The 21,116-nt window shown below is 67.9% G+C and carries 19 protein-coding genes and 1 pseudogene; 12 read left to right on the plus strand and 8 right to left on the minus strand.

Going from position 1 to position 21,116, the window contains the following annotated elements:
• The first annotated feature begins 163 nt into the window (after positions 1-163).
• The 4 genes from IF78_RS0121475 to IF78_RS0121490 all read left to right on the plus strand — a co-directional run bounded on the left by IF78_RS0121475 (position 164) and on the right by IF78_RS0121490 (position 6,885).
• A complete protein-coding gene (locus IF78_RS0121475) occupies positions 164-4,861 on the plus strand; it encodes an RHS repeat-associated core domain-containing protein (protein WP_031479179.1) in 4,698 nt (1,565 codons plus the stop codon).
• Positions 4,858-5,541, plus strand: coding sequence for an Lsr2 family DNA-binding protein (locus tag IF78_RS0121480; protein ID WP_031479177.1), 684 nt, complete (start codon positions 4,858-4,860; stop codon positions 5,539-5,541). Before IF78_RS0121475 ends, IF78_RS0121480 begins: the two co-directional genes overlap by 4 nt.
• A gap of 150 nt (positions 5,542-5,691) precedes the next feature.
• A complete protein-coding gene (locus IF78_RS0121485; protein WP_031479175.1) occupies positions 5,692-6,285 on the plus strand; it encodes a hypothetical protein in 594 nt (197 codons plus the stop codon).
• Positions 6,286-6,360: 75 nt separating this feature from the next.
• Positions 6,361-6,885: a hypothetical protein gene (locus IF78_RS0121490; RefSeq protein WP_158751460.1), complete on the plus strand. Its 525-nt coding sequence runs from the start codon at positions 6,361-6,363 to the stop codon at positions 6,883-6,885.
• Positions 6,886-6,978: 93 nt separating this feature from the next.
• Here the strand turns inward: IF78_RS0121490 and IF78_RS0121495 are convergent, their stop codons facing one another.
• From IF78_RS0121495 to IF78_RS0121510, 4 genes and pseudogenes are all read right to left on the minus strand, one after another.
• The gene (locus IF78_RS0121495) at positions 6,979-7,560 is read right to left on the minus strand and encodes a CbrC family protein (RefSeq protein WP_234439771.1); all 582 of its coding nucleotides are present in this window, start codon (positions 7,558-7,560) and stop codon (positions 6,979-6,981) included.
• Positions 7,509-7,717, minus strand: a pseudogene (locus IF78_RS45100) (DUF397 domain-containing protein). Before IF78_RS45100 ends, IF78_RS0121495 begins: the two are co-directional and overlap by 52 nt.
• On the minus strand, positions 7,714-7,917 hold the full coding sequence (locus IF78_RS0121505) for a DUF397 domain-containing protein (RefSeq protein ID WP_031479169.1): 204 nt from the start codon (positions 7,915-7,917) through the stop codon (positions 7,714-7,716). Before IF78_RS0121505 ends, IF78_RS45100 begins: the two are co-directional and overlap by 4 nt.
• Positions 7,914-8,738, minus strand: a complete 825-nt coding sequence (locus IF78_RS0121510) for a helix-turn-helix domain-containing protein (protein WP_031479167.1) — start codon at positions 8,736-8,738, stop codon at positions 7,914-7,916. The genes IF78_RS0121505 and IF78_RS0121510 overlap by 4 nt, the downstream gene beginning before the upstream one ends.
• Positions 8,739-8,928: 190 nt before the next feature.
• On the opposite strand from IF78_RS0121510, the gene IF78_RS48505 reads away from it, so the two are divergent.
• Genes IF78_RS48505 through IF78_RS0121525 form a run of 3 tightly spaced genes read left to right on the plus strand, consistent with a single transcriptional unit; the run spans position 8,929 to position 10,276 of the window.
• On the plus strand, positions 8,929-9,192 hold the full coding sequence (locus IF78_RS48505; RefSeq protein WP_158751462.1) for a hypothetical protein: 264 nt from the start codon (positions 8,929-8,931) through the stop codon (positions 9,190-9,192).
• A complete protein-coding gene (locus tag IF78_RS0121520) occupies positions 9,189-9,578 on the plus strand; it encodes a hypothetical protein (protein ID WP_234439770.1) in 390 nt (129 codons plus the stop codon). The genes IF78_RS48505 and IF78_RS0121520 overlap by 4 nt, the downstream gene beginning before the upstream one ends.
• A complete protein-coding gene (locus IF78_RS0121525) occupies positions 9,575-10,276 on the plus strand; it encodes a hypothetical protein (protein ID WP_158751464.1) in 702 nt (233 codons plus the stop codon). The genes IF78_RS0121520 and IF78_RS0121525 overlap by 4 nt, the downstream gene beginning before the upstream one ends.
• 27 nt (positions 10,277-10,303) lie before the next feature.
• Here IF78_RS0121525 and mshD read toward each other — a convergent pair whose 3' ends face one another.
• Positions 10,304-11,230, minus strand: coding sequence for a mycothiol synthase (gene mshD, locus IF78_RS0121530; RefSeq protein WP_031479159.1), 927 nt, complete (start codon positions 11,228-11,230; stop codon positions 10,304-10,306).
• Between the two features lie 202 nt (positions 11,231-11,432).
• Between mshD and IF78_RS0121535 the strand changes: the two genes are divergently transcribed.
• From IF78_RS0121535 to IF78_RS0121545, 3 genes are all read left to right on the plus strand, one after another.
• Complete coding sequence (locus tag IF78_RS0121535) at positions 11,433-13,253, plus strand: bifunctional metallophosphatase/5'-nucleotidase (protein WP_031479157.1); 1,821 nt, start codon at positions 11,433-11,435, stop codon at positions 13,251-13,253.
• 93 nt (positions 13,254-13,346) lie between these two features.
• Complete coding sequence (locus IF78_RS0121540) at positions 13,347-14,567, plus strand: LmeA family phospholipid-binding protein (protein WP_031479155.1); 1,221 nt, start codon at positions 13,347-13,349, stop codon at positions 14,565-14,567.
• A gap of 20 nt (positions 14,568-14,587) precedes the next feature.
• Positions 14,588-14,788 carry a hypothetical protein gene (locus IF78_RS0121545; RefSeq protein WP_031479153.1) on the plus strand — a complete coding sequence of 67 codons (201 nt, stop codon included), beginning with the start codon at positions 14,588-14,590 and terminating at the stop codon, positions 14,786-14,788.
• 22 nt (positions 14,789-14,810) lie between these two features.
• Here IF78_RS0121545 and IF78_RS0121550 read toward each other — a convergent pair whose 3' ends face one another.
• The 3 genes from IF78_RS0121550 to IF78_RS0121560 form a co-directional block, all read right to left on the minus strand.
• Positions 14,811-15,581 carry a carbonic anhydrase gene (locus IF78_RS0121550; protein WP_031479151.1) on the minus strand — a complete coding sequence of 257 codons (771 nt, stop codon included), beginning with the start codon at positions 15,579-15,581 and terminating at the stop codon, positions 14,811-14,813.
• Positions 15,582-15,744: 163 nt separating this feature from the next.
• Complete coding sequence (locus tag IF78_RS0121555) at positions 15,745-17,841, minus strand: pectinesterase family protein (RefSeq protein WP_031479149.1); 2,097 nt, start codon at positions 17,839-17,841, stop codon at positions 15,745-15,747.
• A gap of 88 nt (positions 17,842-17,929) precedes the next feature.
• On the minus strand, positions 17,930-18,814 hold the full coding sequence (locus IF78_RS0121560) for a hypothetical protein (protein WP_037640937.1): 885 nt from the start codon (positions 18,812-18,814) through the stop codon (positions 17,930-17,932).
• A gap of 463 nt (positions 18,815-19,277) precedes the next feature.
• On the opposite strand from IF78_RS0121560, the gene IF78_RS0121565 reads away from it, so the two are divergent.
• Both IF78_RS0121565 and IF78_RS0121570 read left to right on the plus strand, forming a co-directional pair.
• Complete coding sequence (locus IF78_RS0121565) at positions 19,278-20,006, plus strand: ABC transporter ATP-binding protein (RefSeq protein WP_031479145.1); 729 nt, start codon at positions 19,278-19,280, stop codon at positions 20,004-20,006.
• Positions 20,003-21,109 carry an ABC transporter permease gene (locus IF78_RS0121570; RefSeq protein ID WP_234439769.1) on the plus strand — a complete coding sequence of 369 codons (1,107 nt, stop codon included), beginning with the start codon at positions 20,003-20,005 and terminating at the stop codon, positions 21,107-21,109. The genes IF78_RS0121565 and IF78_RS0121570 overlap by 4 nt, the downstream gene beginning before the upstream one ends.
• Positions 21,110-21,116 lie beyond the last annotated feature (7 nt).

Below are 21,116 nucleotides of genomic sequence, written 5' to 3' on the forward strand. Positions count from 1 at the left end.
AGTGAGAGCACCTCTGCGCTCGGGGGGATTTCACGCCATGTTCCGAGGGGGCCGCAGTGTGCCCATGTCGGCTGTCAGTGCGATCAGTTACGGTCGGATTCGCACATGTGATGACCATGGGGTTGGCGTCACGGTCACGGTTTCAGGGGGAGGTTGACGGGGGATGGGCTACGTTCTGCCCGGTTGGCTGGACGAGATCCTGGACTTCATCGGGATCAACTGGCCGAATGTCGACGAGGACGACTACCGCGAGATGGCGGACGCGATGCGCGAACTCGCGGACGCCTTCGACGACCACGCGGGAGAAGCCCACGCCGCGGTGAACCGCCTCCTGTCCTCCAGCGAGGGCTGGGCGGTGGACGCCCTGCAGGAGCACTGGGGCAAGGTGAAGACCTCGCACCTGGAGCAACTCCCGGAAGCAGCCCGACTGTTCGCGGACGCGATGGACGTCGTCGCGGACGTGATCTACGGCATGAAGGTCAAGGCCGAGATCGAACTCGGGGCGATGGCCGCGTCGGCAGGCGTTGCCATCGGCCTGGCCTTCGTCACCGGCGGTCTGTCAGCACTGATCGGCGCAGCGCAGGTCACGGCGATGCGGGAGGTCGTGCGCCGGATCATCAAGGAGGCGGCCGACGAGATCGTCGACCGGATCATGGCGATGGTCACCGAACCGGTCGCCGCCAGGCTCGAGACCATGATCACGGACGCGGTGCTGGACCTGGCGTCCGGCGCCATCTCCCCGGCTGACGGCGCAGGCGGCGACGGTGGTGGCCACGGCACGGGCGGGCCGGGGATGCGCCTGAACTCGGCCGACGGCCCCAGTGGCGGCGGAGGCGGCGGTGGCGGTGGCCGTATGCGGATCGACCACGCCGAGTACGACCGGGCCGCGGGCGACCTGGGCCGGATCAGCGAAAGCTCGCTGACCCGTCTGACGGGTTCACTGGACCGCGCGGCGGGCGCCAACGACCGTACTCGCGGCAAGGATCCCTTCACGCAGGGCATCGACGCCGTGGTGGACGGGGCGACGAAGGGCATGAAGAAGGCGGTCCAGAGGATCGTCAAGCACACCGGCGAGACGATCCCGAAGACCCTGCGGAACACCTCGGAGAACCATCGGCGCAACGAATCGGCCACCGAGGACGCGCTGAACAGGATCACGGGCGGACAGGATGGGAAGGGCGGCCCCAACTCACCTTCGAAGGGCCCCGGAAGTAACAAGAGCGCTGCAGGGTCCAGGACAGACCCTCTGAACAAGGCCTTGGAAGATCCTCGACACCACGGTGTCCCGCTCAACGTCCGTAAGTGCAAGAACGATCCTGTCGACGTGGCGACGGGGCAGCTGGTGCTCTCCCAGACCGACCTGAGCCTGCCCGGGGTTCTTTCCCTCGCGCTCAAGCGCACCCATCTGTCCGACTACACCTTCGGCGTGTGGTTCGGTCGTTCCTGGGCCTCGACGCTCGATGAACGCATAGAAGTCGACATCCGTAACAAGGCCATCTGGGCACGCGAAGACGGCTGCCTGCTGGTCTACGACCACTTGCCCACTCCGCAGCAGCCCGAGGTACTGCCGATCGAGGGGCCGCGCATCCCGCTGCGCCGCACCAGTGAATTCGGCAGCGGGGACATGGAGTTCGCTGTCACGGATCCCAAGAGCGGACTCACCCGTTACTTCGCCAGAACGCAGCGGGATTGGCGGCTGTGGCTGGTAGCCATCGAGGACCGCAACGGCAATCAGGTGGACATTCACCGGGATCCCGCGGGCATGCCGCTGTCGGTCACTCACAACGGCGGCTACGACGTCAAGCTCACGGCCGAACGAGAGTCGGGCCGAATAGGTGGCCTGTCAATCAGCACCCCCGAAGGCTCAGACCCCACAGTCCTGGTCAGGAGCTACGACTATGACCAAGCCGGGGACCTGGTCGCCGTCACCAACTCCTCCGGTCTGCCCCTGCAGTTCGAGTACGACAGTGCAGGACGGATGACCTCCTGGACTGACCGCAACGGCTCGACGTTCCGGTACGTGTACGACTCGGCCGGACGTGTCACCCAGACGATCGGACCGGAGGGATTCCTCTCCTCCACGTTTACCTACGACACTGCCAACCGGACAACCCGTTACACCGACTCGACCGGCGCTACGACCGTCTACCAGTTGAACAGCCACCTCCAGGTGATTGCCGAGATCGATCCCCTGGGGCACACCACCCGTTTCACGTTCGACGCCCGCGACCGGATCCTGGAACACACCGACGCACTGGGCAATACCACGCGCTTTGAACGCGATGACCGCGGCAATCTCGTCGGCCTCATTGCCGCCGATGGAGTTCGAACCACCGCTGCGTTCAACGACCTCGACCTACCCGTGGTCATCACGGAGCGGGCCGGCCGCCAGCGCTGCTACGAGTACGACGCAAGCGGAAACCGAACCGCCACCGTGGAGGTCAACGGTGCCCGTACGCAGTACGAGGTCGATGAGCGCGGCCACGTGACCGCTGTCCGCAAAGCGAATGGAGCCGTCACCCGCATACGGAACAATGCGGCTGGCCTGCCCGTGGAAATCACTGCGCCTGATGGCGCCCGTGCCACCTTCACCCGCGACCACTTCGGCCGCATCACTGCTGCCACCGACGCGATGGGTGAAATGGTTCGCCAGGGCTGGACCGTCGAAGGCAAACCCGCCTGGCGTGAACTTCCCGACGGCACCCGTGAGGAATGGACCTGGGACGGCGAAGGCAACCTGATCAGCCACACCGACCGCACCGGCCGCACCAGCACATACACCGTCACTCACTTCGACCGGCCCGCCACCACCCACACCACTGATGGCGGCGACTACCGCTTCACCCACGACACCGAGCTGCGCCTGATAAACGTCACCAACGCCCAGGGCCATGACTGGCAATACCACGACGACGCGGCCGGTCGCCTCATATCCGAGACGGACTTCGACGGTCGTACGCTGACCTACGAACACGACGCTCTTGGCCGCCTGATCCGACGTACCAACGCCGCCGGCCAGTCGCTGACCTACGTACGCGATGTCATGGGCCGCGTCGTGCGGCTCCAGCACGACGACGGCACCACTTCCACGTTCTCCTACGACGTCACCGGCCACGCCGTCCAGATCACCAACCCGCACGCCCGCATTGACCTCGAACGTGATCGGGTGGGGCGCATCGTGGTGGAGAGAGTGAACGGCCACACACTCACCCGTGCCTTCGACGCCCTCGGGCGGCCCACCCACCGGCGCACCCCCTCCGGCGCGACCAGCTCTCTGACCTATGACGAGCAGGGGCTGGCCGCCTACACGGCGGGTGAGCACACCTTCCGCTTCGAACGCGACGCCCTGGGCCGTGAAACCAGCCGCACCCTCGACGACCACCTTGCCCTGCGACAGGCCTGGGACCCCGTCGGACGCATCGTGCGCCAGGCTCTCGGCAACCCTCAGGACACCTTGCTTGAACGTTCTGTCACCTATCACGACGATGGCACACCACACACCGTCGACGACAGTCTCACCGGCCGACGGACCTATACCGTCGATGCGGCCGGCCGTATCACCGGCGTCACCGCGCAAGGCTGGAGCGAGCGCTACGCCTACAACGCCGCGGGCGACCAGACGCACGCCACAGTTCCTGCCGAAGCCCCAGGCCAGGACACCACCGGAGAACGCCACTACACCGGAAGCCGCGTCGCGCAGGCCGGACGCACGCGCTACCGCTACGACGCCCAAGGCCGCCTCGTCGAGCGCCGTACCACCACACTCAGCGGCAAGACCCTTATCTGGGCCTTCACCTGGGACGCCGAAGACCGCCTCACTCAAGTCCAGGCTCCCGGCAACACCTCCTGGCGCTATCTCTACGATGCTCTCGGACGCCGCATCGCGAAGCAGCGCCTCAGCGCTGAGGGCCACGTCGCAGAAGCCACGACCTATTGCTGGGACGGCGCCCAACTGGCCGAACAGCACAGCAACGGCGTCACCCTGGTCTGGGACTACCTGGGCCTGCTGCCCCTGGCACAGCGCGAGGTCAAGAGCCTTTCCGCCTCCCAGGAAGAGATCGACCGCCGGTTCTTCGCCATCGTCAGCGACCTCACCGGCACCCCCAGCGAACTCATTGCTCCCGACGGAACGATCGCATGGCGCGGCCGTAGTACCGCCTGGGGTGCCACCCAGTCCCACCGCGCAGCCACGGCGTACACCCCGCTGCGCTATCCCGGGCAGTACTTCGATCCGGAGACGGGGCTGCACTACAACTTCAACCGCTATTACGACCCCGACCTGGGCCGCTATACAACCCCCGACCCGCTGGGCCTGGCTCCGGCCGTCAATCACTACGCCTACGTCCCGAACCCCTTCATCCTGGCCGACCCCCTGGGACTCGCGGGCTGCGAGAACGACCCCACCTGGGGCGGACGGGTCAAGTGGACCTCCGACGAGCACGGCCGCCCGTACGAGATGAACGCGGTCCTCACCCGGGACATGCTGGACGAAGGCACAAGTGCCAACCAGTCGATCCATCCGCCCGGCTTCCTCGGCGGTGACTACAACCAGGCGCGCGGCCACCTACTGGCCAAGATGCTGGGCGGATCCGGTGACATACCAGAGAACCTGTTCGCCATCACCCAGAACCCGACAAACAGCCCGGAGATGCGCGACTGGGAACAGGACATCTACGACGCAGTGAGCAAGGGGGAGGTCATCAACTACAACGTCTACCTTGAGTACACCGACGATTTGAAGGACTCCGTACCGAAATACATCCAGCTCGAAGCTGAAGGCAACCGCGGATTCAAACTGGACGTGCCCCTGACCAACCCCGCACACGCGCAACAACAGCTACGCCGCCAAGGACTCCTGTGACCAGCATCGACGATCTCATTCGCCTGTGCCCACCCCCGGCCTCGCCGCCCACTGTCGACTGGCCCGCCGTAGAGAGCTCTCTCGATCGGCGGCTACCAGCCGACTACAAACAGCTTGCCACGGTGTACGGCCCTGGCAGCTTCTGCCGCTTCATCCGTGTCCATCACCCGCTCAGCGGTCTGACAGGACCTGCGGTGGCCGACCTTCAACGACAACTCCAGCGCGACCGCGACCGCAACCGGAGCAACTTCCCGGTCCCACACGACCCTCGGCTACTCGTCGTCGTAGGCGTGACCGACAACGGCGATCACCTGTTCTGGATCACCGATCCCGAGACCGAACCCAACAACTGGCACATCGCGGTCAATGACAGGGACGGCCGTGAGTGGTTCACCTTCGAGGGAACGCTCACCGACTTCCTTGTCTCCGTGCTGAGCGGAGAAACAGCCGTACCCCAGTTCCCCGAAGGTCTACTTCGCGGGCCCATGGACTTCGTTCCCTCAGCCGTTCGCCCCTCGACTCAGTCCCCCGGCCCTGCTCCGCTGCCCGTGGACACCAACGTCATCCGGGAGTGGGCCTGGGCCAACGGCTACGACGATCTCCCTCCTCGCGGCCGAGTACCCGCAGCCATCATCGACGCTTGGAGGGAGGCCAACCAAGATGGTCCAGGAGGAAGGTGACCCGAGTCCCCTGCTGGGACGGGACCCTGTTCTGCTCGTCCAGAGCGGAGAATTCTGCATGGGCAGCTTGTTGGTCGGCTGTCGCGTAGGCAGACAATCCAGTCGGAATTGACCGGCGGGCGCCAGATCCTCAGCCATATGGATAGCACCGTGACCGAAGTACTCACCCCGCCACTCGCTGTTTACCGCATCATGCCCCCCTTCCGGGAAAACCTGCGCACCGTACTCGTCCTCAGCGAGCAGCTGATCCGCTGGCAGCGGCACGCAGACCCCGACGACTTCCCCGCACGCGTCACTGCCGAATGGCAGGGTCCGCCGGAGTGGCAGGAGATCGACTACCCCTCCAGCAGCAGCTCCGCCACGGTACTGAGCCGGCGCATCGCCGACCGCGTACGCGACCGTTTCGCCAACGGTGGCACCTTCGTGCCCGTCGACCTCCCGGAGAAGCCCGAGGGGGCCTACGAGCTGTTTGTGGCTGAGCATGTGGTGGACTGCCTCAACCACGAGAAGTCGTCTGAACCGCGCATGCCCAGGGGCGAGATCCAACGAGTGGTCTTCCGCCCCGACGCCCTGCCTTACCACCTGCCCGCCTTCCGTATCCCCGAATGCCCCTGGGCCGTGCACTGGAACGGCTGGGCCGTGGACCTGCTGCGCGACCTGATCGGCGAGGACAACCTGGAACTACGTCTCGTCTGGTCCACAGATCCGGAAGCCAAGCCGCACCGGGCTCCGATGGGCTTCTGACCAGGGTGAGCGAAGGACACAGCGAACCGCTCGCCGTCTACCGCATCATGCCCCCCTCCGGGACAACCTTTCGCCTTGTCCTCGTCGAAGGAACACAGCTGGCCCGCTGGCAGTACAAGGGCGACCCCGCTGACTTCCCCCAGCGCGCGGCTGCGCGACTGGCAGGGTCCGCCGGAGTGGCAGGAGATGGACTATCCGTCCATCTCCGCCGCCGCGCCCGTCTTCAGTCGGCGCATTGCCGACCGCGTGAGAGAACTCTTCGCCGACGGCGGCACGTTCGTGCCCGTTGACCTCCCGGGCAAGCCCGAGGGGGCCTACGAGCTGTATGTGGCCGAGCAGGTGGTGGACTGCCTTGACCACGAGCAGTCGTCCGAACCGCGGATGCCCCTTGACGAAATCGAACGAGCCGTCTTCCGCCCCGAGGCCCTGCCTCTCCACCTGCCTGCCTTCCGAGTCCCCGGAAGCGCCTGGTCCGTGCACTGGAACGGCTGGGCGGCAGATCTCCTGTGCGACCTCATTGGCAGGGACAACCTCGAATTGCGCCTCGTCTGGTCCACAGATCCAGAAGCCAAGCCGCACCGGGATCCGATGGGGTTCTGACCAGATCAGCCCCGCCACGGCAGCCGTCGCCGGCCGCCTTGTCGTTCAGCGGCACGATCAGCTGGACTGCCCTTTTGCCAGGCTGGCGGCGGGTTATGAGGCGTCGGCGTAGGCGAGGTGGGTGCCGCAGATGGTGCAGCGGAAGAGCATGGCGGTGGCTCCCTCACCGAGGTGGTTCAGGAACCGCTCGAGTTGAGTTGCGTCGTGCCAGCCGTCCATGCGCAGGTCTTGCCTGAGCTGGTCGAGGGCCTCGGGGTGGGCCTCCAGTTCGCTGTATCCGACCTCGCCGATGAAGGCGGCGGCGTCGTGGCAGTGGACGAGCCAGTGCGGATCCTCCCAGGCGCGGAAGCCGGGAGTGCGGCGGGTGACCTCGTGCAGGGTCGCCTCGGTGACGCCTTCGAGTCCGTAGGAGTCGGTGAATTCACCAGCGAATCGCTCCGCGGCACTGCCATCCGCGATGCACCAGGGGCAGAAGCGGCCGTTGACATCCTGGGCGGTGTAGAAAGTCGCCGTGTAGATCCATCCCCTGGTGCGGTGGCAGCACTCGCATGTCTCGGTGCTCTCGCGGATGGACCCGCTGGCGAGCGGATCGGGGTGGTAGCGGAAGGTGGGCAGGTCGGCGCTCACCGGTGCGTCGAGCTGCCGGCCCGAAGCGTCCTCAGAAATGACGCCCACGGAGCTGACCCGAACACGACGACTGGTCCGTCCGGGAGCTTGCTGTCGCGGACGGGACGACGCCCGGGTAGGCGTCGGCGACCTCGACGCAATTCGTGCCGCCCCCGTCGCTGTAGGACGACTTGCGCCACACGGCGGTGCCGAGGTCGAGGGTCATGCGGACTCCTTCACTCCCTGCGCGAACGCGGACCAGGACGACGCGCCGAAGACCAGGACACCGCCTTCCGGAGCCTTGCTGTCGCGGACCGGGACTATGCCGGGGTAGCCGTCGGCGACCTCGACGCAGTCGTTGGCTCCCCCTTCGCTGTAGCTGGACTTGCGCCATACGGCCGTGCTGAGGTCGGGGGTGCGCGTCATGATCTCTGCTCCTTCAGTACGTCCCTGATGAAGGCGAGCGAGTCCGACGGGGACAGCGCCAGGTCGCGGAGCCGATCGTAGGACAGTCGCTGGCGAAGAACCTCGTCCGGATCTTCGATCAACCGACTGCAGCCGTTACCTTCCTTGTAGGCAACGGCACTTCCGTCTCTCTGCCAGAGCAGCGTCAACGACCCGTTCATATGGTGGTGCGCTCCTGCCACAAACGGCAGTACCTGGAGCGTCACATTGGGCCACAGCGCGGCCGTCTCCAGATGAAGCAGTTGGTCTTGCCAGGTCTTGCCCACGGCAGCGGGACGCCGGAGTGCGAATTCGTCGACGATGACCCGGACCTCGGGCTCCGGCCTCTGCCTCAGCAGGTACTGTCGCCCGAGCCGTGCGGCCACTTGCTCTTCGACGACCTCGTCACCGTCAGCCGTTGTCTGAGCCCCAGACAACACCTCCCGAGCGAAGTCCTCGGTCTGGAGAAGCCCTGGAATCCCCGGCGCGAACACCCACATGATCCGTGCGGTCGCCTCCAGCGCTATGTACTCCTTGTACTGGTCCTTGAACGCGTCCAGCCGAGCAGCCTTCCAATGGCTCAACAGCAGGTCACCGGTGCCGTAGTACCCGTCCAGGTCCTCCATGACCGTCACCTTGGACAGCCGATCCCCGGACTCCAGCCGACTCAGATAGCTCTTCTCGTACCCGGTCTCGTCAGCCAACTGCCCCAGTGACTTCCCGGCCTTCTCCCGCAGCACCTTCAGCGTCTGCCCCAGCATCGCCCGCCCGGAAACAGGCTCAGCGTCAACCTTTTCGCCCACGTCACCCCTCTCCGTTGTCTGCGCGCCAGACAACACCCAACCTCTTCCGCAGCGTACGCAGAATCAGTGACGATCTAGGCACGAACGGTAATCACCGCTCGTCAAACCGCCTGCCATGCCAAAACCCCCGCAGCCGAATGCACCTCGGCCCGGGGGCGTGGCCGACGCTAAAAACCCAAGGAACGCCGACATGCGCGAACGTACCGCCCGCCTCATCGAATCGCTACTGATTGCACTCGTACGATCACTGCTGCCGACCCACGGCCGCCGCCGAGCGGTAGGTCCCCAACCCCCGCTCGTCCAGCAGCGGTTGGCCGCACCTCCCCGCTACCCCGTGCACGTCTGCCCCTGCGAGCGCGAACGAATCCTGCAGCGCCGCCGCGCCCACTGGATCGCCACTTACGGCATCGACGCCGTCCCGCGCCGCCACCACGGAGGGGCGGTCTCCGCATGAACGTTCCCGAAGTGCTCCGCCTCCTCCCCTGGACCACTCCCGACGGCAAACCCTGCTACCTCAGCGCCGACAGCGAAGACAGCAGGCTCTCCCGGCTCGCCGATGACATCGAGGCGGCCCAACTGGACTCGGGTGACCAGGTACTCGTCGGCGCCAGGGCCGTCCTCGCCGACTCCAAGGCAGGCGAACGTGCCGTGCGTTTCGCGCTCACTCGTGCCACGGAGTCTCTGGAGGACGTACTCCGCATCGCCGTCAGCCGCGGCGAACGCATCAAGGCAGCCGACAGGTGGCACGGCCATCCAGCGTCGCCGGACCCCTCTCGCGTTCTACCGTGGATCTCCGGCCCTCCCGTCTCACCCCAGCCGGAGAAGAGGAACCGTCCGTGACATCGACCGGACTCCCAGCCCCGCGAGACCTACGAGTGGTCGCCGTCGACATCGGCTCCGTACGGACCGGCTCCTTCGCCTGGGCGGCCGTCGACGTGCCGCAGGACGGTCCGCTGCCGGAGGCGCTCGCCGGGTTCGGGAGTGACCCGGCGACGGCGGTCGAGGCGGTTGCCGACGGGCTGGTGGGTGGTGGGTGTGCGGTGCTCGCGCTGGAGGCGCCGATGGCCGTGCCCGTGCCGGGGGACTGGGCGCTGCTGGGCAAGGGGCGTGCCGGTGAGGGGAACCGGCCCTGGTCCGCGAGCGCGGGGGCCGGGGCGTTGGGGACGGGGCTCGTGCAGGGCGCGTGGATGCTCGCCGAGCTGGGTCGGGTGGTGAGCGGGCTGTCGGTCACGACTCAGGTACGGCGGTGGGGGGCCGGGAGGCCGGGTGCCGCCCGGCTGTTGCTCGTGGAGGCCTTCGTGTCAGGGGCCGGGAAGCCGGTGGCCACCGTCCTCGGACAGCACGCCGCCGATGCCGAGGCGGCCGCCCGGGTGGTGGCGGAGCGGCTGGTCGGCGGACGTGAGAGTGATGTGGTGTGCGCCCCGCAGCGGGCGTTCAACCTGCTGGCCGCGCAGGCCCTGTGGGCGGGGCTGGACATCGGGGACGACGAGTTGGGGTTGGACGTACTCGTCGTACGCGCCCGGCCGGTCGTGCAGTAACGGCCCTCACGTCCACGACCACCACCATCACGTCTCCGTCCGGTACATAAGGTCCGTCTCATACGTCACGAACCCCAACCGCTCATACACCGACACCGCCGCCTTGTTGTCGGCATCGACATAGAGCATCGCCGTCGGCAGCCCCTGTGCCGCCAGATGCCGTAGCCCGATCGTCGTCAGCGCCTTGCCCAGGCCGCCGCCCTGCGCGCCGGGCCGTACGCCGAGGACGTACACCTCGCCGAGCGCCTCCTCCGCGTGGACCTTCGTCCAGTGGAAGCCGATGAGCTCGCCCTCCCGTTCCGCCAGGAAGAAGCCGGCCGGGTCGAACCACGGCTCGGCCTTGCGGTCGTCGAGGTCGCGCTGGGTCAGGGAGCCCTGTTCGGGGTGGTGGGCGAACGCGGCGGCGTTCACGTCGAGCCAGGCCGCGTCGTCCTGGCCGGGTACGAAGGCGCGGACCGTCACGCCCTGGGGGAGCACCGGGTCCGGCAGGTTGAGGTCCGCCAGCGAGCGGCGCATCTGGCGCAGTTCGCGGAAGAGGGTGAGGCCGAGCACCTGGGAGAGGTGGCGGGCGGCGGCGTGACCGCCGTGGGCCCACACCCGCAGTCGTTTGCCGGACGCGGCGAGGAGGGCCGAGCCCAGTGCGCGGCCGTGGCCGTGGCCGCGGTGCGCGGGGTGGACGACCAGTTCGGCGGCCGGGGCCTCCACCGGATCGGTGTCCTCCAGTTGGGCGTAGCCGACGAGTTCGTCGGCGACGGTGAGCAGCAGATGCGAGACGCCTTCGCGTTCGCCGCCGCGCAGTTGCAACCTGCCCTGTTCGGACACCGCCTGCTGCCCGTCGTTCCGGGCGGCCTCCGCCAGCAGCTCCAGTACGGCCTCGGTCCGTTCCGGGGAGAGCGCGGAGTGGGTCTCGATGGAACGGGTGGGGAGGGGGCGTGCGCTGTCGTCGCTGGTCATGCGTACGAGGGTAAAGGGCGTGCCCGGCAATGTGGCGGCAACGGCTCAGGCACGGGGGCCGGGACGGCCCAGGCAAGGGCGCCGGCAAAGGTCCAGGCAAAGGGAAACCAGAAAGTAACCATGAACCTCTGTCGCGCTACGCGCGTTGACTCTAGGCTGCGGCCCGACGGGGCCATGTCACTTTCGACCCACAGGGGGGCGTATGCCAGCCGAGTCACGCGCGCACCAGCGCCGCAAACGCCGTACTCATCTTCTTCTCGCCGGAGCCGCCGGTCTCGCCACCGCGGGCGCGCTGGCCGCGGCGCTCCCCGCGACGGCGACCGCGGAGGAGAGCTCCCAGAAGTACGGCGGCGGCCAGCAGTTCAGCCGCTACCAGGACGTCCAGCTGCTGTCCTTCAACGACCTGCACGGCAACCTGGAGCCACCGGCCGGTTCCTCCGGCCGGGTCACCGAGCTGCAGCACGACGGCACGACGAAGACCATCGACGCCGGTGGTGTGGAGTACCTGGCCACCCATCTGCGTCAGGCCCGCGAGGGCAAGAAGTACTCCATCACCGCCGCCGGTGGTGACATGGTGGGCGCCTCCCCGCTCATCTCCGGTCTCTTCCACGACGAGCCCACCATCGAGGCGCTGAACAAGCTCGACCTGGACGTCACCTCGGTCGGCAACCACGAGTTCGACGAGGGCGCCAGGGAACTGGCCCGCCTGCAGAACGGCGGCTGCCACCCCACGGCCGGCTGCTACGTCGAGGGCGAGGAGTTCGAGGGCGCCGACTTCCCGTATCTCGCCGCGAACGTCCTGGACGAGAAGACCGGCAAGCCGATCCTCAAGCCCTACTGGGTGTGGAAGAAGAGGGACGTCAAGATCGGCTTCATCGGCGTCACCCTGGAGGACACTCCGGGCGTCGTCTCCGCCGAGGGCGTCAAGGGCCTGAAGTTCAAGGACGAGGTCGAGACGATCAACAAGTACGCCAAGGCGCTCCAGCGTCAGGGCGTGAAGTCGATCGTCGCCCTGATCCACGAGGGCGGGGCCCCGGCGTCGGCGTCGTACAACTACGACTGTGACGCGCCGGGCGCCGGCGACGGCATCTCCGGCCCGATCGTCGACATCGCCAAGAACATCACGCCGCAGGTCGACGCGCTGGTCACCGGCCACACGCACGCCGCGTACGTCTGCTCGATCGCCGACCCGTCGGGCAAGCCGCGCATGGTGACGTCGGCCGCGTCCTTCGGCCGTCTCTACACGGACACGACACTGACGTACGACCGCTTCACCGGCGACATCGCCCGTACGTCCGTGAAGTCCGCGAACCGCGTCGTCACCCGGGACGTCCCCAAGGCGCCCGACATGACCGAGCTGATCAGCAAGTGGAACACCCTCGCGGCGCCCATCGGCAACCGCGCCATCGGTTACATATCCGCCGACATCTCCAACACCGGTACCGAGTCCCCGATCGGCGACCTGATCGCGGACGCGCAGCTCGCGCACGGCAAGGAGCTGGACCCGGAGACGGACCTGGCGCTGATGAACCCGGGCGGTGTCCGGGCACCGCTGACCTACGCGGCCAAGGGCAGCGAGGGCGACGGTGTGGTGACGTACGCCGAGGGCTTCACCGTGCAGCCGTTCTCCAACACGGTGAACCTCCAGGACTTCACGGGAGCGCAGCTGATCCAGGTGCTCAAGGAGCAGGTGAGCGGGACGAACGCCGCCGCGCCGAAGATCCTGCAGGTCTCGTCCGGTCTGACGTACACGCTGGACCTGACGAAGTCGGGCACCGACCGGGTCGTGACCGACTCGATCAAGCTGAACGGCGAGGCCGTCAACCCGACGGCCACCTACCGCGTCGCCACCAACAGCTTCCTCGCGGGCGGCGGCGACGGCTTCCCGACGCTGGGCCAGGGCACCAACGACCTGGTCGGCTCGGACGACCTGACGGCCCTGGAGAAGTACCTGACGGCCAACTCCTCGGCCGCCAACCCGATCGCGCCGCCGGCGGCGAACCGGATCACGGTCGTGAAGTAGTTCAACGCAGTACTGGGTGAAGTGGCGTGAACTAGATCGCAAACCCCCGGTAGAGGTTGCGGGTGGGGGGCGTGCGCATGGTCGGATGGGCCGATGCGTTCCCCCCACCACATAACGGCGCATCCCTATGCAAACCCGTACGAGGAACTCGGCAGACTGGATGACGGTCCGCTGGAGGAGTTCCTCCACGAGGACCGGCAGGACGAGCGGGAAGAGGCGGAGGCCCAGGACGATCCCTGGGCCCCGCCCAACCACCGCCGTAACGGCCGCCGCAGGCGGAGAGGCCGGTTCGCGGGCCTGCCGCTCGCGCTGAAGGCCGTGGTCGCCGTCGTCGTCCTCGCCGCCTTCCTCGGCCTCGCGGACCGCTGGGCCCTGCTGTACGCCGAGCGCAGAGCGGCGGACACCCTCAAGGACCGCCTGAATCTGGCGGCGGCCCCCGAAGTCGAGATCGGCGGCTTCCCCTTCCTCACCCAACTCGCCGACGAACGGCTGGACTCGGTCAAGGTGACCGTCCCCGACGTGGCCGCCGACCGGGTCTCTCTCGCCCAGGTGACGGCGACGGCCAGAGGCGTACGACTGGACACCGACGGCCCTACGTCGGTGCGCGGCGCCGACGTCCCGGAGCTGGAGGGTGACGTCCTGCTCTCCTTCGCGGATCTGAACCGTGAACTGGGCGCGTCCCAGGTCACGTTCACGGGCGAGGGGCATGACCGGGTCCGGGCGCGGGGCACGCTGCCGGTCGCCGGGCATGATCTGCGGGTGCGTGCCGAGGCCCGGATCGTGCGCGAGGGCGACAGCGGCATCGCGACGCACATCGGCGGGATGCGCCTGGAGATCGGGGACCTGGCCACGTACCGCCCCGGCGCCCGCGCCTCGGACGGCCTGCACCTGAGCCGGCAGTCGGTGGCCCGCCTCGCCCATGAGACCCGCAAGGCGAAGGAGCTGTTGTCGGTCCCGTCGGTCGTACGGCGCCTCGGAGTCCCCGACTCCGTCGTCCGCGAGGCCCTGCGCAACGAGTCCAAGCTCAGCGAGCTGACCGGTACCCCGCGTTTCGCCCACCGCGCGATGCAGCTCAACCTCATCGACCTGGCCCTCGAACACCCCCAGCTGCTCAAGCTCCTGGGCTTCGATCCCGCCCTCCTCGACGCCCTGCCCCGCCTCACCCGCCCGGTCCTCGCCGACCAGCTGTCCCTGGGCTTCCGGCTGCCCGAGCCGCCGAGCGGGCAGCTGAGGCTGCGGGATGTGCGGGTGGAGAAGGACGGGATCAGGGTGCGGCTGGAGGGGGCGGGGCTGACGGTCGGCCGCGGCCGCTGACGCCCAGAATCCCCCGATTTGTGGGTTCGACGTCCACGTCCTCCGGATCCTCCGGCAAGGAACTCCACCGCGTCCGCGTGAAGGGAGTGGCGGCTTCCCTGGACATCACCGCCTCCTCGGCGGGCTGGTTGCTCTACACCGAGAAGGCGGTGACCCGGGTGGACCCGGCCACGGGCCGGACGAAGAGCTTCGACCTGCCGGGAACGCTGCTGGACAGCTGAGCGGCTCGCTCAGCCGGCGGCGTCAGGCGACCCGGTGCACCAGCTGCGTGTCCAGCTCGTAGCGGGCGCCGACGATGGCCAGCTTGCCGGAGGCCACCTTCGCGGCGAGGTCGGGCTCCGCGGCGAGGTGGGCGTGGACGGCCCGTACGTTGGCGTCGATGGTGGAGTCGACGCGGGCGGTGCCCTCCTTGCTGTGGTCGATGTTCGGCGCTATCCGGTCGGCGATGTACTGGATGTGGGCAGGCAGCCGCTCGCCGGTCTCGTCCACCTCGACCGCGGCCTTCACCGCGCCGCACGACTGGTGGCCGAGGACCACGACCAGCGGGATGTCCAGCTCGAGCACCCCGTACGCGACGCTGCCGAGCACGGCCTCGTCCAGGACCTCACCGGCGCTGCGTACGGTCATCAGGTCGCCGAGGCCCTGGTCGAAGACCAGCTCCGGAGGTACGCGGGAGTCGATGCAGCCGAGGACGAGGGCGAACGGGTGCTGACCCGACGTCAGGCTCTGCCGCACGGCGGGCGACTCGTCGGGATGGCGCTCGCAGAAGGTGCGCCAGCGCCGGTTGCCCGCCGCGAGCTCCCGGAGGGATTCCTCGGGGGTGCTGGGCCGGCGGCGGCTGGTGGCGGCCGGAGCGGCGGACCCGGGAGCGGCGGAGGCGGCGGAGGCGGGAGTGGAGCCGAGGGTGGTCGCGGCACCCAGGGCCGCCGCCCCCGTCAGCCCGGCGCGAAGGAGTGCGCGCCGGGCGAAGGTGGATATGGCCGGCTTGACGCCGGCACCTCTGTCGGAGTTCACGGAGAGGAACGTATGCCCGATTCCGGCGGCGAACGTTCGTGTTACTGAATCATGGCCGGGCGCGGGAAAGTCCTGGCCGGAGCTTGGTCCGTCCTTGGCGTTCTCCCGCGCTTTTCTTGACCTTTCAATCAGTCTTTCGATCAGCCACCGCTCGATCTGCCGCTCAGGATGCTGTCGGCGTCCAGTCCCCCAGCCAGTCCGCGACCTCCTGGCCGGCGGCCTGCGCATCGGTCAGCTGCGGTCGCTCGCTGCTCGCATCGCCCGCGCCCGCGCCGGTGTTCCGGTACTCCGCGAACCGGTCGTCCTTCCAGGAGAAGCCGCCCATGTCCGACCAGGGGGTCGACTTGATCGCGGCGCTCAGGCTCGTCTCCCGCACCGTGGTCTGCGGGTCCACGGTCGTGTCGCCGCCGGGATGCCAGTTGCGGCCGAGGAAGAAGCTGCCGTTGCTCACGTCGCCGTTCGCGGTCGAGCGGGTGATGAGGATGCCCTTGCGGCCCGCCTCGGTGCTCGGCGCGGTGATGTACCCGGCCGACGAGCCGTCCCAGCGCTTGCGCAGCGTGATGACGGACTGGTCGATGACGGCGCTGCCGCGCCCGAAGATGAAGTCGACGTTGCCGAGAACGTAGGAGTTCTTGACGTAGACCCGGCCGAGGGTGCCCTTGGCGGCCGTCTCCATCTCCAGGGTGTCCTGGTCGCCGGTGATGATGAGGCTGTCCAGGAACACCTTGTCGGCCTGGGTCAGCAGGGCGACGGCCTGGTGGCCGGAGAGCGACTGGTTGGCGCCCTCGTCGAAGTCGTTGGTGACGCTGAGGTTGCGGACCTGGGTGTCGTCGGCCTTGATGCTGAGGGTGGCGCTGCCGGGCGTCCCGTACGTGCCGCCTCCGGGCTTGGTCATGCCGGCGGCGTGCCCCTCGACGATGACGGTGTCCCTGCGGCTGCCGCCCGTCCCCACGATCGTCACGTGCGGCTTGTTCGCCGGCACGGTCACGGCCTCGCGGTACGTGCCCGGCTTCACCTGGATGACGACGCGGGAGGGGTTGTTCGCCGGTACGGCGTTGATGGCGGCCTGCACGGTGGAGTACTGGCCGGAGCCGTCCTTGGCGACGGTGAGGGTGGTCGCGGCGGCGGCCGCGGTGGCGGTCGCGGTGGCGGTCGCGGTGGCGGTCGCGGTGGTCGTCCCTATCGAACTCCGCGGGCCCGCACCCGACTTGAGCAACCCGGGAACATTCGCCGCCGGGTCGAGCGTGTACGAGTAGTAAGCCTTCGGATCGAAGGCCGTACCCCCACTCTCATTCCGCGCGCTGGTGCCGGAGAACACGTTGCCGCGCTGGACGAGCGCTGCGGTGCTGTCCTTGATGACGGGGTTGGTCATGCCCTGGAAGTAGGAGTTCTCCAGGGCCATGGCCGTCCTGCCGCGTGAGTAGTTGCCGTACGAGGACTTGATGTCGGTGTTCGCCACGTCCTCGAGGAAGTTGTTGTACAGGTGCGCGTGGGCGGCGTTGTCCGTGGACGGGTTGCGCTGCTCGGTCTCGCGGATCCAGTTGTGGTGGATCGTGATGTCCGTCTTGACGTTCTCGGTCCAGCCGATGCCGAACGCCTTGTTGTTCTGGCTGAACTTGTTCCAGGACACGGTGACGTTCGTGCTGTCCTTGCGGACGTCGATGAGCCCGTCGGCCATGTGCCGCAGATCGTTGTGGTCGATCCAGACGTGATGCGCGCCGTCCATCTGGATGGCGTCGAAGTCATGATCCTTGTCGTTCCAGACGCCTTGGTACGAGTCCCGGATGGTCAGGTTCCGGATGATGACGTTGTGGACCCCTTGGCCGAGGAAGAAGCCCCCGCCGACGATGTGCCCGGAGGTCCCGGAGCCCACGATGGTCTTGTCCGACTGGACCTTGATCTCTTTCCCGACCGGGTTCATGTTGATCGTCCCGGCCACGACGATGACGTACGGCTCGGCGGTGGTCGCGTACTTCTCCAGATCGGCCTGCGTCCTCACGGTGACGATCTGACCGTCGCGACCACCGTAAGTCCCGTTCTGCCCAAGAGAGTTGACGGAGGCGAACCCGTCGGCGGTGGCGGTGGCCCAGGCGGGGGCGGCGGCGGTCGCGGCGGACGCCGTACGCTGCGCGTCTTCGCCGAGCAGACCGAGGTCCATGCCGTAGGCCAGGGTGCCTGCGGCGGTGAGGGCGAGCGGTATCCCGACCGCCAGGGCCCTCCGGCTTCTGCGGTGACGGGGCTTGCTGTGCTGTTCACGCATGCGGCGATCCGTTCCGTGCGGGGGGTGGTCCGACGACCGGTCGCCGCCCCGCACGGAAAGGTTGCCGCCCCTCCAGGGCCGAAAGTCCCTACTTGGCGCAGGACTTCGGGTCGAGGCTCTCCTGCCACTTGTCCTCACGGCCGTCGGGCTGGCCGTTGGGGAGGAGCTTGTCGGAGATGCCGTCGATGTAGTAGCCGTACGAGTAGACCGTCTTCCAGCTCGCGTCCCGGCCGCGCCAGGTGTGCGTGGTGACGCGGTCGTCGCCGGTCTTGTTCCACTCGTAGTCCTCGACGTAGAACACGGGGTTCACGCGGACCACGCGCTGGTACGGCGTCCAGGTCGTCGCGACCTGGGTGCACGGCGGGATGGACTTCTCGCTGCGGCGCTCGAAGGACGACGTCTTCTCCCAGCCCCACTCGTAGCTGAAGCTGCCGCCCGCGGTGCCCGAGAAGATGCTCTTGGCGAGGGAGAGGCTGATGTTGGCGCCGACACTCTTCTTGACGGACGTCTTGGTGCTGTAGCCGCTGACGAAGGTCACCTTGTCCTCCGTCGTGCCGTGGTTGCCGGTCCACTCGGAGGTGCGCACGGGCTCGCCCTTGATGGACCACGTGGAGGACTGCGCGTACCCGCACCAGCCGCGGAAGGTCTCCCACGGGCCGATGGGCTCCCAGAGCGGGACGACGTCGTCCAGGTACTCGTCGCGGGTCTTGAACTCTCCGGTCTCGACGTTGAGGGCGCCGTAGACGCCCGTCAGGCTGTTCTCCTGGCTGCAGAGCCGGTCCAGCATCCGGTCGGTGTCGCCGGGGTCGACGCCGCGGATGTTCTGCGCGCCGGCCGGTCCGGCCTGGGCGGTGCCGGCGCCGGTCACGACGGCGGTCAGGGCGAGGGCGGCGGAGGCGGTGGCCAGGGCGCCCTTCTTCCAGGCGCCTTTCCTCGGACGGTTCTTCAGGACTGACTTGAGCGCACGGCTCATGGGCATGCTCCTGCTCTTCTGATCGTGAAGTGGGGGGCGATGCCGGCCGCAGTGAGCACCAAGGCGTCACAGGGGACCCAGCCGCATCAGAAGTGATCGGAAGATAACAGGGGTAGTTGAAGTTTTGGCAACTTGCGGCAGCCCGGGCCTGGCTGAAAGAACTACGGTGCCGACTGGCGTCTGCCGGGGCCCGGCCGCCCTGTCAGGGCGTTCTCGGCGACAGCCCGGGCACGCCCACCAACCGGATCGTCGCGATCGCGCCGCCGTCTTCCGTGCGAAGGTCCCGTTCACCGGAGTGGTGGACGGACCGGTCAGGGGCAACGCGACACCCATTCCCGTCCGCGTAACAGAAGACCCCTCTCGGCCGCCTCCTGGTCCGCCTTCGTGCGCGGCGTGAAGGAGACCGCGTAATCCCTCTCCGGGCCCGACCTGAGCCGATCATTCCGGGATAGCGTCGATCGTTATGGCCACCGATGCGATCACAGTCGAAGGGCTGCGCAAGCGGTACGGGGATGTACAGGCTGTCGACGGGGTCTCGTTCGAGGCCAGGCGCGGCGAGTTCTACGGCATCCTCGGACCGAACGGCGCGGGCAAGACCACCACCCTGGAGATCGTCGAGGGACTGCGCGAGCCCGACGAGGGCACCGTCACCGTGCTCGGCGAGGCGTCCTGGCCGCGCAACAAGACCCTGTTGCCCCGGATCGGCGTCCAACTCCAGTCGTCCGCCTTCTTCGAGAAACTCACCGCCCGCGAGCAGATCCACACGTTCGCCTCGCTCTACGGCGTCCCCGGGGCAAACGCCGACGCGATGCTGGAGAAGGTCGGCCTGACCGAGAAGGCCGGCGTCCGCGCCGAAAGGCTCTCCGGCGGCCAGATGCAACGGCTCTCCATCGCCTGCGCGCTCGTCCACGACCCGGAGCTGGTCTTCCTCGACGAGCCGACCACGGGCCTGGACCCGCAGGCGCGCCGGAACCTGTGGGATCTCCTGCGCGGCATCAACGCCGAGGGCCGCACCGTCGTCCTGACCACGCACTACATGGACGAGGCCGAGACGCTGTGCGACCGGGTGGCGGTGATGGACCACGGCAGAGTCCTACGAGTCGGCCCGCCCAGCGACTTGATAGGCGAGCTGGGGGTGGCCTCCCTCGAGGACGTCTTCCTCCAGTTGACCGGACGGGAGTACCGCGAGTGAGGACAAGGAAGGGGACGGGGGCGGGCGTTCAGTCCTTCCGCAGTCTCACCAAGGCCATGACGCTGGGCCTGCTGCGCGACCGTACAGCGGTCTTCTTCATGCTGGTCTTCCCGTTGATGTTCCTGGTGTTGCTGGGCACCCTGCTCAAGGACGCCGGTGTCTCCGAGTCGAAGGTGATCCAGGTCGGCGATGTCGCGGTCCTGGACGAGATGCCCGACGAGGAACGCGAACAGCTCCGTGACGTGCTGCGGATCGAGAAGACGGACGGCTCGGCGGCAGCCCGCGCGGACGCCCTGGAGAAGGTCCGCAAGGGCGACGCCGACGCCGCGGTCACCCAGACCGGCGGAGAGATAGAACTGCGTTTCTCGGCGGCCGACTTGGTACGGGCGGGGAACGTGCAGGGCATCCTGAATTCGATCGTCCAGCGGGCCAACCAGGCCGCGACCGGTCAGCCGCCCGCCTACACGCTGACGTCCGGGCAGGTCGAGGACGAGTCGACCAAGCCGATCCAGTTCCTCACGCCCGGCCTGCTCGGCTGGGCGGTGGCCATGGGAGCGGTGTTCGGCACCGCGCTCAACCTGGTCAACTGGCGCAAGAAGCGCATCCTGCGCCGACTGTGGCTGGCGCCTGTCAACGCCGGCTCGGTGATCGGGGCCCGTATCGGCGTGAATCTGACGCTGGCCCTCGCGCAGACCGCGATCTTCCTCGGCGTGGCCACCCTGCCCTACTTCGGCCTGCGGCTGACCGGTTACTGGTGGCTGTCCTTTCCGCTGATCCTGAGCGGCACGCTGGCCTTCATGTCCATCGGGCTGGTCGTCGGCGCCTGGGCCAGGTCCGAGGAGGCCGCCAACGGGATGGCCCAGATCGTCATCCTCCCGATGGCCTTCCTCTCCGGCTCCTTCTTCCCGCTCGACTCCGCACCGCAGTGGCTTCGCACGGTGTCGCAGTTCCTGCCGCTCAAGCATCTCGGCGAGGCGATGCAGGGCGTACTGTCCCGAGGCGAAGGCTGGTCCACGGCCCTGCCCGTCATCGCCGGTCTGCTCGCCTTCGCCGCCGTCCTGACGCTGATCGCCGCCCGCCTGTTCCGCTGGGACGAGGCGTGACCGGCGT

This window comes from Streptomyces bicolor (genome assembly GCF_000719285.1).
Lineage (GTDB): Bacteria > Actinomycetota > Actinomycetes > Streptomycetales > Streptomycetaceae > Streptomyces > Streptomyces bicolor.